At 40.4% G+C, this 13,578-nt stretch carries 8 protein-coding genes, 2 rRNA genes and 1 pseudogene; 3 read left to right on the forward strand and 8 right to left on the reverse strand.

The features are described 5' to 3' along the window. Positions 1-5: 5 nt before the first annotated feature. Both trxC and I6L24_RS01400 read right to left on the reverse strand, forming a co-directional pair. Entirely contained in the window at positions 6-437 is a 432-nt protein-coding gene (gene trxC / locus I6L24_RS01395; protein ID WP_005101783.1) for a thioredoxin TrxC, read from the reverse strand. After that, positions 438-1,334, reverse strand: coding sequence for an alpha/beta hydrolase (locus tag I6L24_RS01400; RefSeq protein WP_195725581.1), 897 nt, complete (start codon positions 1,332-1,334; stop codon positions 438-440). Between the two features lie 125 nt (positions 1,335-1,459). On the opposite strand from I6L24_RS01400, the gene I6L24_RS01405 reads away from it, so the two are divergent. Together I6L24_RS01405 and I6L24_RS01410 are read left to right on the forward strand one after the other, a co-directional pair. After that, a complete protein-coding gene (locus I6L24_RS01405) occupies positions 1,460-1,795 on the forward strand; it encodes a protein tyrosine phosphatase family protein (RefSeq protein WP_004281596.1) in 336 nt (111 codons plus the stop codon). Then, on the forward strand, positions 1,788-2,210 hold the full coding sequence (locus I6L24_RS01410; RefSeq protein WP_004645120.1) for a protein tyrosine phosphatase family protein: 423 nt from the start codon (positions 1,788-1,790) through the stop codon (positions 2,208-2,210). Before I6L24_RS01405 ends, I6L24_RS01410 begins: the two co-directional genes overlap by 8 nt. A 164-nt stretch (positions 2,211-2,374) precedes the next feature. Here the strand turns inward: I6L24_RS01410 and I6L24_RS01415 are convergent, their stop codons facing one another. The 4 genes and pseudogenes from I6L24_RS01415 to I6L24_RS01430 all read right to left on the reverse strand — a co-directional run bounded on the left by I6L24_RS01415 (position 2,375) and on the right by I6L24_RS01430 (position 8,474). Further along, a complete protein-coding gene (locus I6L24_RS01415) occupies positions 2,375-5,782 on the reverse strand; it encodes an Ig-like domain-containing protein (RefSeq protein WP_228733335.1) in 3,408 nt (1,135 codons plus the stop codon). 201 nt (positions 5,783-5,983) lie between these two features. After that, positions 5,984-6,376 (reverse strand): annotated as a pseudogene (locus I6L24_RS01420) (transposase family protein); the annotation flags it as partial. 37 nt (positions 6,377-6,413) lie between these two features. Next, positions 6,414-6,818 (reverse strand): transposase family protein, encoded by a 405-nt coding sequence (locus I6L24_RS01425; protein ID WP_000669095.1) that lies wholly within the window; start codon positions 6,816-6,818, stop codon positions 6,414-6,416. A gap of 72 nt (positions 6,819-6,890) precedes the next feature. Then, on the reverse strand, positions 6,891-8,474 hold the full coding sequence (locus I6L24_RS01430) for a hypothetical protein (RefSeq protein ID WP_228733336.1): 1,584 nt from the start codon (positions 8,472-8,474) through the stop codon (positions 6,891-6,893). A gap of 171 nt (positions 8,475-8,645) precedes the next feature. Here I6L24_RS01430 and I6L24_RS01435 point away from each other — a divergent pair, with 171 nt between their 5' ends. Then, positions 8,646-10,037, forward strand: coding sequence for a dihydrolipoyl dehydrogenase (locus I6L24_RS01435; RefSeq protein ID WP_216986313.1), 1,392 nt, complete (start codon positions 8,646-8,648; stop codon positions 10,035-10,037). 157 nt (positions 10,038-10,194) lie between these two features. On the opposite strand, the gene rrf is transcribed toward I6L24_RS01435, so the two are convergent. Next, positions 10,195-10,309: ribosomal RNA gene (rrf, locus tag I6L24_RS01440) — 5S ribosomal RNA — on the reverse strand. Positions 10,310-10,530: 221 nt separating this feature from the next. Beyond that, positions 10,531-13,425: ribosomal RNA gene (locus tag I6L24_RS01445) — 23S ribosomal RNA — on the reverse strand. Between the last annotated feature and the right edge of the window lie 153 nt (positions 13,426-13,578).

Raw genomic sequence — 13,578 nt, forward strand, 5'->3', positions numbered from 1 at the left:
TTGAATTAGGGTTGGGTATTTAACTGCTGATCAAGCCATTTTTGCAGCTCGCTTGACCGTAATGCACCGCTTATTCTAGCAATTTCGTTGCTTTTATTCATCAACACCAGCGTCGGAATACTGCGAACATTAAATGCCGAACTTAAGCGAGGATTGGCTTCTGTATCAATTTTTGCAAAAACCACATTTGGATATTGCTGGGCGACAGTCGCAAAATGCGGTGCCATCATTTTACAGGGACCACACCATTCTGCCCAGAGATCAATCAGGATTGGCAAGTCACTATGCGTGACAAACTGGCTGAAATTCTGCTCATTCAGCTCAATTGGTACCAGTGGAATCAGGGCTTGATGACATTGACCACAAGCAGGGTTGGCAGTGAGTTTATCTTCAGGGACACGGTTTTTGGCCAGACATTCCGGACATACAATAATCATCTAGCGCACTCCAATATGTTGATGTAAGAATTCTAATTGGGTCGAAACTGCTTTTTCAAACCATTCGCCATGATAAATATCAAAATGTCGCATATTCCACTCATGATATTGTACAAATGGTGCAATATTAGTTGCAGTTTCCCGACTGGATTCAATGGGAATCAGACTATCCTGTTTTGCCGCAATAAACAGGACTGGAATGTTAATCTTTCTTACTTCCTGAATCGGCCGATAGCGCATCAGTTTAAAGAATGCCCGTGCAGGAATATGACCACTCCAGTAATAATCCGGATTGACAATCGACAGATAACCTTCATAACTGTCCTGTGTCGGCATAAAACATAGCTCATGCGGATCAACTACAGGTAAGGTTTTTGGTGCCATACCAACCTTGGCCCCCATATAATCCTGACTGGAAACTTTAAGCGCCTTGGGGAGTTGCTGTAAAGGATATAGTTGGGCACTTTCAGCCCCATCGACAAAAGGCACCTGTACCATCGCCGCCTGAATATTTTTCAGCTCTGCTGCAAGTGTCAATACATGCCCACCACTTAAGGCCGTACCCCAGAGCACGATCCGTTTACTGTCAATCGATTTGCGTTCCTGAATATGTCTGATCATGGTTCGCCAGTCATCGAGCTGGGCATTGATCGACACCAGTTCACGTGGACGCCCAGTGCTGCCGCCCCAATAGCGATAGTCAAATAAAACCACCGCATAGCCGGCACTGGCAAAACGCTGGGCATATTGCACCAGTTTAAATTGACGTAAGGCAGCCAGACCATGAGCCATCAGGATTACGGCCGGTTTTTCTATATTTTTAGGCCGATAAAAATCTGCAGCAATCACTTCCTGACCGCTTTTGACATACAGTGGTTCAACTGTATAAGCCTGCATACGCGCTCCATTGCGTTATCTTATGGTTATCATCATTTATAAAAATTTCAGAACAGGTTCAGCATGTTTTCAGCTTAATGCTATCATAAAGCATATCGATATAAATGAAATGATGGAGTGGCGTCATGAGCGAAAATGTAGGTTTTGCTGGTCAAATTGGTCCTGAACACGTAACTCAAGTGGTTGAGAAAGGTTTTAAATCGATTATCAACAACCGTCCGGACATGGAAGGTGGTTCCGAGCAGCCAACCAGTGCACAAATCGAGGAAGCTGCACGTAATGCCGGTCTGGATTATGTATTCCAGCCAGTAGTAGCCGGTCAGATTACTGAGCTTGATGTACGCACTTTTGCCAATCATTATAATGAGTTGCCAAAACCGATCTTGATGTTCTGTCGTACTGGAAACCGCTCGAATAACTTATATCAACTGGCAAAACAGATGGACCTGCTGGATGATTAAGTCGTTTTGGAAAGGTGTGGTACTGGCAACCTATTTTAGCTGTATTACACCTGTTTTTGCTGCAAATGATCTTAGCCGTGCGCTGACCTCTACGGTGAGTGTTACGGGGCAAATGACACCAAGCAAGTTTCAGCAATTGATTCAGCAAGGTTTCAAATCTGTGATTGTAAATCGTCCTGATCAGGAAACTGGTAATAGTGTCACGGTGAGTCAATTACGCTCCATTGCAGAGAAATCTCAAGTGAGTGTGATTTATCAGCCTGTAATGAGTGGCCAACTTTCTCAGGCGAATATTGAAGAATTTGCTCGATATTATAATGAGCTGCCTAAACCGATTTTGATGGTTTGCCGAAGCGGCACACGTTCAGCCGCCTTGTTTAATCAGGCTAAATCTCAAGGATTGATTCATGAGTAAGTTATTGATTATTTTATGTTGTAGTTTGGCTTTTACAGGCTGTAGCTCGATGAATCTAAAGCCGACTGTGGGTGTGAGTGTGGGAACATCAATTTAGTTTTTTTAAATTTTAGTTCCCATAAAAAAACAGCGCCGAAGCGCTGTTTTTTCGTCAGATTAGATTATTAGTTGACACATGTTGTATATGGACTTACGCGGTTAGGTGCATAACTTCCATCAGCAGCATAATCACTACTTAAACTTGGCAATGTTAATGTTGTATAGCCTCTAGTTGGTGTTTGTGCAAGTGTAGTTTTCGCTCCTACTTCTACTGCGATCCAATGAGCATTTGCTTTTGGATATTCAATGATGAAGTCAAACCTACCAGTACTATCTGTACGATAGGTCGCGGTATATGGGTGAGTCGTACTATTATTTGCTGTACCACCTAAGAAACGAACCACACGTAATGCTTGACCATTAGCTGTCCAAGTTGATGTTGTTGGATCCACCGTACATGTCGTTGCTGAGTTTTTATCTTGAACTTGTGCAGGTATTGCACCAATTAATGGATAATAATAATCACTTGGTTTAATCCAGCCTTTTAGATTCGTAAATGGATAAATCGCATCTAGCTCTTTAACTTTTAAGGTAATAGGATTGCCATCCACATCGACACCAGGTTGCTCAACTATTTTCCATGGATCTTTCTGAATTTCAAATTTCCATTCACCTAAGACGTAAGATGTTGGACGAATATCTAAAACCACATCCTGATTTGCCACTGGCTTCCCATCAACATCTACCAGCTGAACAGAACCCTCTTTTTGATAATAAATCCCGTTACCCGTTGATGTAAGCTCTGTTGGATTAAAATTAACCGCAATAGAACCAATCGTTACTGGCACTTCGGAATTTACCACATCAATCACATGCGGTACACGTCGCTCTGTATTCTGCGTATCTTTAACTACAGCTTCTACACGTAAATCAGCAGCAACGAAGTCATAGCTTGGATTACGTAAACTTTCATCAATTACAATTGAAAATTTTGCCCAACCATTCTCATCACTTTCAATAGTAGATGCGCCATGAATATATGCACCATTTTGATTATATTGAGGAATTGTTAATGTAACTGCTTTACCAGCTTGACTTGAACCATCTAAGTCTACTACCAATACTGATACTTCGAAAGAATCACCACGGACATTTAACTTATCTTTAGATACTTTAATTTTTAAGTCCAATTCTGGCGCTAAAACTGTTGGTGAGTGCACTTGAATACTGCCAGGTAGACTTACTGAAGCACCTGTTGCAGTGGTATGGGTTGCCGTTAATTCGATTGGTAGAACTGGTAATACTAATGTACCTTGTAGTGATTTCATCGATACTTCAAATACAGCTTCACCAAATTGATTAGTAATGAGCTGTGAAGCCCCTTTAATACTAGTCGCATTTCGCGGATCAGCAATAGCTAAGCTAACTTTTTCATTCGCAACACCGCCTTGATTCTTATCAAGAAGTTTAACCGTCACAAATGCACTATCACCTGCTGAACTTAATGACACACGACTACTATCAATAGTTAAGTGATAAGGATTACTAATATCTTGAACAGCAAAATTTAGCTTCGTCTGAATTTCATTACCGCGTGGATCACGGATAGTTCCTGTTACTACAATAGATTCTAAAGCAGCAGATGTAATACCTTGTGGAATAATTAAGTCAATTGGCACTGAACCATTTCCTTGTATTACCACTCCGTCAGCACTCAGTTTAACACCTGCAGCAATAGCTTTTGGATTCAGAGTCAATCGCATTGGTGTACCAGCTGCAGTATTAATGCCCATTTCATCTTTAACAGCTGCATACACTTTAACTGTTTGCCCAGCTGTCACTGTTTTTACATCTGATGTTAAACGTGGGTTTAACGCATTTGCAGGAGCAGTAATATTAATTGCACCTGTTTGCTGTAAACGGTCACCATTATTTAAGTTTGTACCTACTACAGCAAAGATAATGCCATTTTTGATCAAACTAGGGTCATACTCTCCCTCGGCTACGGTCACGGTAAATTCAGCTTTACCCTCACTATTCGTTTGAGTTGGTATATTGCTTAATGACACACGACTAGAAGTGAGACTAGATAAAGCAATTGCAATTGGTGTATTTGGAATAGGATTACCCTTTTCATCAACTGCTGTAATTTTGACGCGAGTCTCACCACCGAGAACAGAAATAGGATCTAATGGCTTATCTTCTATTGTAGTAAACAGAAAGTTAGCCAAGTCTGGTAATACTTCAACCGGTTTCGAAAGTTCAACTTTTTGAACTGCTGAATATGATGAACCATCAGGGCGCTTACCGAGAATTGCAATTGTTAAATCATTTGCATCTAAATTTGCAATTTGTTCAGCTGTTTTTGGATCAATACTTATTTGGAATACAGCTTTACCTGCATTATCAGTAATAAGTGAGCTTGGAGTTAATAACTTTATACCATTTGGTAATGCAGCATCATTTAAACCAATTGAAACCTGCTGTCCAGCTAAAATATCCCCATTAATATCTTTAGCATCTACTGTGATACTAATTACTTTTTCCCCACCCTCAAGAGCCAGGGCATATTGAGATAAACTTACATTAAAATAATCCAACACTTTTGGTAAGGTAGCAAATTTAATAGCAATATTATCTACCTTATTAGTAATAGCAGAACGAATAGTAAATTCTACGCCTGCTTTCGCTAAATTAGCTTGTGTAGATGTTCCATCATATTTATAACTATATATAAATGTCGCATAGCCTTCTGCATCTGTAACTTGTTCAGCCTGACTCACAAGGCTTAATTGCAAAGCTTTCATATCTGTACTAGATAAGGATGATTCAATATTTACACGTGCATTAACGAGTGGGTTTCCTTTATCATCTAATGCTTTTGCTCTTATAACAATATTTTGATTTTGAACGTAACTAAATGCATTAGTAATAGGATCAATCATTAATTGAGCGACTTTACTGTTCGCTTCAGGATCAGTTGTAAATGCAGATAATTCAATATGTCTACTAATCTTTTTTGTATCTGATCCGATAGGAGTTACTTCAATATCAAAACCATTCATTAAGGCATCATAATCACTTTGGTTTTGTGCTTTAACTTTTAAGCTAAATACAGCCAAGCCATTACTATCTGTTGTCACCTCGGTTGGTGAGGCATAAGAAACACCTTTAGTTAGTGAAATATTGTCTTTCACATTTAAGTTTACTAATTGATTTGCTAAGGCATCTCCATTTTTATCAACTGCAGCCACTCGTACTGTTACTATTTTTTCTACACCCAAGATAATAGATTTTATCCCGTCAGTATCAACAGTTAAATAGTCCAGTTCTGGCTTAGCTTGTGTAGCAAAGTTAAGTTTAATAGATTGAGTTTTTTTACTGTCTCTAACTGCAGAGAAAACTATATTTACACCTTGTTCAGCAGCAATTCTTTGAGGCTCAGACCCATTATACTTATAATCTAGTTCAAATATTGCATAGCCATCATCACGTGTTGCTGCTTCTGCATTACCATTTAAGCTTAAACCCAAGCTTTGAAATTGTGTATTCTTATTTAATTGTAATTTTTCACCGATTAAAGGACTACCTTTTTCATCAAGAGCTTTAACTTTTACTGTAATAGTTTGATCTTTTTTATAGTCAAAGGTATTTAATATTGGATCGATCTGTAAATAATCAATTGTTTTTTCAGAGACAATTTCATTAGACTTCCTTCATAAATCATTTTTCAATCAATTTAATTGTTTATCTTTCACCCAATCTAAATTGTATATGCCAGCAAGTAAATTAAACCGCAGGTTTAATCTTTTACGACGATTTCTATATACACAAGATAAAATCTTAAAACATTTCATCCTTCCAAATACATGCTCTACTTGAATTCGTCTACGACCAATCTCTTTATTTAACTTTTTTAATTCAGAATCTAGTTTTTCAGTTTTCTTTGCTTTAGATGGCATGAGGCATCCAAAACCCAATTTCTTTATCCCTAAATAACCCTTATCAACGATAAAAAAGGGCTTAAATTTTAATTTCCTCATGCTTTTTTTAAATATTTTAAAATCATGCATGCTTCCATGACTTCCACATACACTCAGTATTTCACCTGTTATATAGTGCATAGATAGCTGAAATTTAAAGGTATGTCGCTTTTTTTTACCGCTATACCATTTCTTCTGTTTTTTTTGGACGTTGAACTAATATTTCAGTGGCATCAATCACAACAACTTCCCAATCCACTTCATCTCGATTAGGAAGTTGTTTTGGCAAGTTGAATTTTCCAGAACGGATTAAGGTATCTTCAATAACACGTGTGATACGAATTGCACTCGTTTCAGATACACCGTAACTCATACCAAGATGGAAAAATGTTCGATATTCTCTCCAATATTCTATACATAAGAGCAAACGATCTTCCAACGGTAATTTATGCGGTCGTCCTTTACCAATATGACGAGGTAAATGCTTATTTAGCTCGGCCAACATGAGGTTAAATGTAGCCCAACTAACACCGGTAAGCCTACGAAACTTAACGTTTGATAATTTTTGAATATCTTTGAATTTCATCCAAGGATTATCTCTTGAATTAAATAATTTTGCTGATTAATTTAAGATCAAATAAATTGTACGTTTTTTGATTTATGACGGAAGTCTATTATCTACAATAATATTAATCTTATTGCTTGCACCATTATCTGCAGTAAAAGTTGCTTCAATACCAGCATCAATTAAAGCATCAATTGCCTTTTGTGTAGGTGTTGGTGTCAGAGAAATTGTCTTAAGCTTAAAAGTTACAAAGCCATTTGGATCTACATCACGAGTTGCAGCACCATCAAAAGTAACACCATTAGATGTTGCCCCTGCATTCAAGCTGAGAGTGATATTACCCTTAGAAGCCCCTAATCCTTTATAATTTATTGCTTTAACTTTAATTTCGACACTATCATTAACTGCATTCACTTTATATGCAGATGCGATTTCTAAACGCTGAATTGCCTCTTGATTATTTACACTACTATCAGCAGTTACGACCTGTACCGTTGCTTTACCATTAATATCCGGATTATTTTCGTATGTGGCAGTAAGCTCAATTCCTCTTTGTGAAAGAGCAATTGGATAATTCGAGTTACTCTTTAAAGTGAACTCAGCATAACCTTCTGAATTTGTTGTAGCCTCATTTTTATCAAGTTGGACCCCATAATATTTCGCGATTGCATCTACAGCTAACTTGACTTGGGTATTTTTTAAAACATTTCCTGCACTATTTTTTGCAAATACGAGAATTTTTGCTGTGCCATCTTTGGCTGCAATAGAATCTTCTGGTGTAATAATTTCGAGTTTATTTACTACACTTGAAATATCTTTAAATGTAAGAGACGTTACTGCATTTTTTTCAGCACGATACTCATCAATTAACTTAAAACTTAGTTTTTGTGAACTTTCAACAAAATTTGCAATATCATCTGATGTCAGATTCGGATTTGCACTAATTTTAAAAGTCGCTTTACCTTGAGTATCTGTTGTTACTGATGAACCTGTTTCAACTATAAATTTACCATTCATTTCAGGAGGTAAAGTTAATTCAACAGTCTGACCAACTTTTGCACCACTTTTGGCATCCGTTACTTGTACTACAACGTCAGTAGAGCCTTTTGGCAAATTTAACACTAAACCTTGTGGTACATTAAGATTATAATCACTGATAATTGTACTTGTTTTTTTGATATTCAATGTATAAGGAATTGAGACTGTAGTTCCTTCAACCTTTGCTGTTAGTTGAACCTTTCCAGTATCAGTTTGTAATGCAGGAATATTTAATGTAAATAATGCAACCCCATTTTCATCTGAAGAAACTTTAGAGTTAGTACTTTCTACCCCCAAATCTTCTCCGCCAATACTTAAACGTACATCTTTACCTGCGATTCCACCTTTATCTATATTTAATACTTTAACTGCTATTTTGACTTGACTATTATCTTGAGCAATCTGTAAAGGTTTGCCTTCAATATCTTGTAATGAAATACTAAGACTATTTGCTACCTTTGAAGTATCTGTTTCTGATTGATTGTTATCACTTGTATTCCCTTCCCCAGTATTGCCACTTGGAGAACCATTATTGTAGTAACCATCACTTCCCCCACCGCCACAAGCGACCAATGAAATTGATGTCGCTAAAACTGTTGTGTTTACCCCTAATTTTTTTAAATTTATAAACAAACTCATGATTTTTCCCACTAGATATAATATTTAAGCTGCCATAAAGTTAGTCTTCTGGCTTTTATACAAAATTTACTCAAATTAGCAAAAATAAGCAATGTAGTTACATAATTTACATCGAAAACATTGTAAATATTAAGGTAAATAGTTAGTTGTTGAGAACTGAGTAAACATTTTATGCATGACCTCATCATCATCGGCGCAGGCACTGCAGGGATCAGTGCTTATAACGAAGCTATCAAATACACCCAAAATATTTTAATTATCAATGATGGATCGTGGGATACGACCTGTGCCCGTGTAGGTTGTATGCCAAGTAAATTGCTAATCTCTTCCGCAAATCGCATGCATGATATTCAAACTGCTGAAGAACTTGCTTTAAAACATAATTCTGTCATTGATCCTTCAGAGGTTATGCAACGCGTGCATGTCCTTAGAGAACGTTTTATTCGTGCAACCTTGAAAGGTGTCGATCAATGGGACAGCTCACATAAAATTTCCGGAAAAGCCAAATTTGTTGATCTCCAAACGATCGAAGTCAATGGACAATCCTATCGGGCCAAAAGTTTTATTGTCGCTGTAGGTTCACGCCCCAATATTGATGAAAATCTAAAGCAAAAATTAAAAGACAAATACATCACTTCAAATGAAATATTTGAGTTTTCCCAATTACCTAAGTCTTTAGCAGTGATCGGGAGTGGTATCATTGCAATTGAATTAGCTCAAGCCATGCAAAGACTGGGTGTACAAACCACAATGTTTGCGCGTAGTCAAAAAGTAGGTGCTTTAACTAGCCCGATCTTACAAAAACTAGCACAAGAGCAATTCAGTAAAGAACTTAATATCAAATTTAAAACCTTACCAAATAAGTTTGAGATCCAAGCTGATAAAATAAAGATTAACTTTACAGAAAATGATCAGACTAAGAGTATTGACGTTGAATATGTTTTAGGTGCCACAGGTCGGCAAAGCAATATAGATCATTTAGGTTTAGATCAACTCAATTCAACATTCAAGGATATCAAAAACCTTCCTATCGATAAAGAAACCAAACAACTTGCAAACCTACCTATATTTATAGTCGGTGATGCCGCCCCTGATGCACCCATTCAACATGAAGCCGCGCATACTGGCAAACAGGTTGTTCATAACTGTTTGAATTATCCGGATGTAAAACCTATTTTTGCTTTAACCCCATTGGCGATTGTATTTTGTCATCCTGAAATGGCGATTATCGGAAAAAGCTTTAAGCAACTAGAAGATCAACAAGTCGAATTTATTCGGGGATTCATCTCTTATGAAAACCAAGGACGTGCTCTAGTTTTGGGAGAAAATTCAGGTGGAATAGAAGTTTATATTGATAAAAAATCAGGTAAATTACTGGGTGCAGAACTCCTCTGTTCACAAGCAGAACATCTGGCCCATTTACTGGCCTGGATGATTGATGCCGACCAGGATATTCACCAGATCCTAAAGAAACCTTTTTATCATCCTACGCTGGAAGAAGGCCTTAGAACTGCCTTTAAACATGCTCGACGTCAGTTTGATGCATTGCAAGAACAAAGTTGAGCAATCCGCCCCTTACTCGATAAGGTTAATTATCGCTCTAGCTTCATATTGAACACTGTATAAAGTTAACGTTATATGAATGCTAAATAGTCAAGACAATTATCTCGCCCATAAAAAACACCCCCGGCCTTATGGTCGGGGGTGTTTAGGAATAATGAGCTGGCGATGACTTACTCTCACATGGGTAACCCCACACTACCATCAGCGCTAAGAGGTTTCACTTCTGAGTTCGGGAAGGGATCAGGTGGTTCACTCTTGCTATGGTCGCCAGCACAACTGGTATGATTACTTACTGAGGTCTTATGGTTGCCTTAGCTTTCTTCAAATCTTGCACTCTGTTCAAAGCAGTGCTTTGAACATCGTTCATTAACAGGTATATCTGAGTTGGGTATTTTGTTCGTTCAGCGTAACTAAATCAAGCTGTTTTGTTTAATATCGAATCAATTGATCCTCACTTCTTTCGAAGTTCGTACAACAACTGTTTGGGTGTTGTATAGTCAAGCCTCACGAGCAATTAGTATTGGTCAGCTTCACATATCACTATGCTTCCACATCCAACCTATCAACGTCGTAGTCTTCAACGGCTCTTTAGGAGACATAAAGTCTCGGGGAAATCTTATCTTGAGGTAGGCTTCCCGCTTAGATGCTTTCAGCGGTTATCCCTTCCGAACATAGCTACCCGGCGATGCCACTGGCGTGACAACCGGTACACCAGAGGTTCGTCCACTCTGGTCCTCTCGTACTAGGAGCAGATCCTCTCAAATTTCCAACGCCCACGGTAGATAGGGACCGAACTGTCTCACGACGTTCTAAACCCAGCTCGCGTACCTCTTTAAATGGCGAACAGCCATACCCTTGGGACCTGCTTCAGCCCCAGGATGAGATGAGCCGACATCGAGGTGCCAAACACCGCCGTCGATATGAACTCTTGGGCGGTATCAGCCTGTTATCCCCAGAGTACCTTTTATCCGTTGAGCGATGGCCCTTCCATACAGAACCACCGGATCACTAAGACCTACTTTCGTACCTGCTCGACTTGTGGGTCTCGCAGTTAAGCGCGCTTTTGCCTTTATACTCTACGCGTGATTTCCGACCACGCTGAGCGCACCTTCGTACTCCTCCGTTACTCTTTAGGAGGAGACCGCCCCAGTCAAACTACCCACCAGACATGGTCCTCGTCCCGGATAACGGGACAGAGTTAGAACCTCAATATTACCAGGGTGGTATTTCAAGGACGGCTCCATCGCAACTAGCGTCGCGACTTCAAAGCCTCCCACCTATCCTACACAAGTAAGATCAAAGTTCAATGTCAAGCTGCAGTAAAGGTTCACGGGGTCTTTCCGTCTAGCCGCGGGTACACCGCATCTTCACGGCGAATTCGATTTCACTGAGTCTCTGCTGGAGACAGCGCCCCCATCATTATGCCATTCGTGCAGGTCGGAACTTACCCGACAAGGAATTTCGCTACCTTAGGACCGTTATAGTTACGGCCGCCGTTTACTGGGGCTTCGATCAAGAGCTTCGCTTACGCTAACCCCATCAATTAACCTTCCAGCACCGGGCAGGCATCACACCCTATACGTCCACTTTCGTGTTTGCAGAGTGCTATGTTTTTAATAAACAGTTGCAGGGGCCTGGTTTCTGAGGCTGTCGGCCGCTCAAGGAGCAAGTCCTATCACAGACAACAGCGTACCTTCTCCCGAAGTTACGGTACCATTTTGCCTAGTTCCTTCAGCAGAGTTCTCTCAAGCGCTTTGGTCTACTCGACCTGACCACCTGTGTCGGTTTCGGGTACGATTCCTGTGTAACTGAAGCTTAGAGACTTTTCCTGGAAGCATGGTATCAGCCACTTCACTGTACAAGTACAGCTTGCTATCAGTTCTCAGCATAGAGTACCCCGGATTTGCCTAAGATACATGCCTACAACCTTCCACCTGGACAACCAACGCCAGGCTGACTTAACCTTCTCCGTCCTCTCATCGCATTACACAGAAGTATTGGAATATTAACCAATTTCCCATCGACTACGCCTCTCGGCCTCGCCTTAGGGGTCGACTCACCCAGCCCCGATTAACGTTGGACTGGAACCCTTGGTCTTTCAGCGTGCGAGTTTTTCACTCGCATTGTCGTTACTCACGTCAGCATTCGCACTTCTGATACCTCCAGCAGACTTCTCAATCCACCTTCATCGGCTTACAGAACGCTCCCCTACCACGCATAATAAATTATGCATCCGCAGCTTCGGCATATAGTTTTAGCCCCGTTACATCTTCCGCGCAGGCCGACTCGACTAGTGAGCTATTACGCTTTCTTTAAAGGGTGGCTGCTTCTAAGCCAACCTCCTAGCTGTCTATGCCTTCCCACATCGTTTCCCACTTAACTATAATTTTGGGGCCTTAGCTGGCGGTCTGGATTGTTTTCCTCTTGACTACGGACGTTAGCACCCGCAGTCTGTCTCCCGGATAGTACTCATTGGTATTCGGAGTTTGCATCGGTTTGGTAAGTCGGGATGACCCCCTAGCCGAAACAGTGCTCTACCCCCAATGGTATTCGTCCGAGGCGCTACCTAAATAGCTTTCGGGGAGAACCAGCTATCACCAAGTTTGATTAGCCTTTCACCCCTATCCACAAGTCATCCCCTGGCTTTTCAACGACAGTGGGTTCGGTCCTCCAGTTAGTGTTACCCAACCTTCAACCTGCTCATGGATAGATCACCTGGTTTCGGGTCTATACCCAGCAACTAAACGCCCTATTAAGACTCGGTTTCCCTACGGCTCCCCTATTCGGTTAACCTCGCTACTGAATATAAGTCGCTGACCCATTATACAAAAGGTACGCAGTCACCGGACTAAGCCGGCTCCCACTGCTTGTATGCATGCGGTTTCAGGATCTATTTCACTCCCCTCACAGGGGTTCTTTTCGCCTTTCCCTCACGGTACTGGTTCACTATCGGTCAGTCAGGAGTATTTAGCCTTGGAGGATGGTCCCCCCATATTCAGACAAGGTTTCACGTGCCTCGCCCTACTCGACATCATCATATAAGCCCTTTCGTGTACAGGACTATCACCGTCTACGGTCGCACTTCCCAGAGCGTTCCACTAGAACTTATATGACTTAATGGGCTCTTCCCCTTTCGCTCGCCGCTACTGAGGGAATCTCAATTGATTTCTTTTCCTAAGGGTACTGAGATGTTTCACTTCCCCTCGTTCGCCTTGCAACACTATGTATTCATGTTGCAATACCTACCTTATGGTAAGTGGGTTTCCCCATTCAGACATCTCCGGATCACAGGATATTTGCCGCCTCCCCGGAGCTTTTCGCAGGCTATCACGTCTTTCTTCGCCTCTGACTGCCAAGGCATCCACCACATGCACTTAATTACTTGACTATACAACCCCAAACAGTCGTTTATCCTTACAAGTGGGATAAGCAACAGATTGTGATGATCTCTCATCACGCTCATACAGTTGGCGTTTCGTAGATTTAACTACTGTACAGCTTCAATTAGATTCATATACCAAAACGCTTGATTCAGTTAATT

This window comes from Acinetobacter lwoffii, assembly GCF_019048525.1.
GTDB classification, from domain to species: domain Bacteria; phylum Pseudomonadota; class Gammaproteobacteria; order Pseudomonadales; family Moraxellaceae; genus Acinetobacter; species Acinetobacter lwoffii_K.

Excerpts from the sequence above, each read along its gene's own strand:
- trxC (WP_005101783.1), bottom strand. The coding sequence starts at position 437 with ATGATTATTGTATGTCCGGAATGTCTGGCCAAAAACCGTGTCCCTGAA.
- I6L24_RS01400 (WP_195725581.1), bottom strand. The coding sequence starts at position 1,334 with ATGCAGGCTTATACAGTTGAACCACTGTATGTCAAAAGCGGTCAGGAA.
- I6L24_RS01405 (WP_004281596.1), top strand. The coding sequence starts at position 1,460 with ATGAGCGAAAATGTAGGTTTTGCTGGTCAAATTGGTCCTGAACACGTA.
- I6L24_RS01410 (WP_004645120.1), top strand. The coding sequence starts at position 1,788 with ATGATTAAGTCGTTTTGGAAAGGTGTGGTACTGGCAACCTATTTTAGC.
- I6L24_RS01425 (WP_000669095.1), bottom strand. The coding sequence starts at position 6,818 with ATGAAATTCAAAGATATTCAAAAATTATCAAACGTTAAGTTTCGTAGG.
- I6L24_RS01430 (WP_228733336.1), bottom strand. The coding sequence starts at position 8,474 with ATGAGTTTGTTTATAAATTTAAAAAAATTAGGGGTAAACACAACAGTT.
- I6L24_RS01435 (WP_216986313.1), top strand. The coding sequence starts at position 8,646 with ATGCATGACCTCATCATCATCGGCGCAGGCACTGCAGGGATCAGTGCT.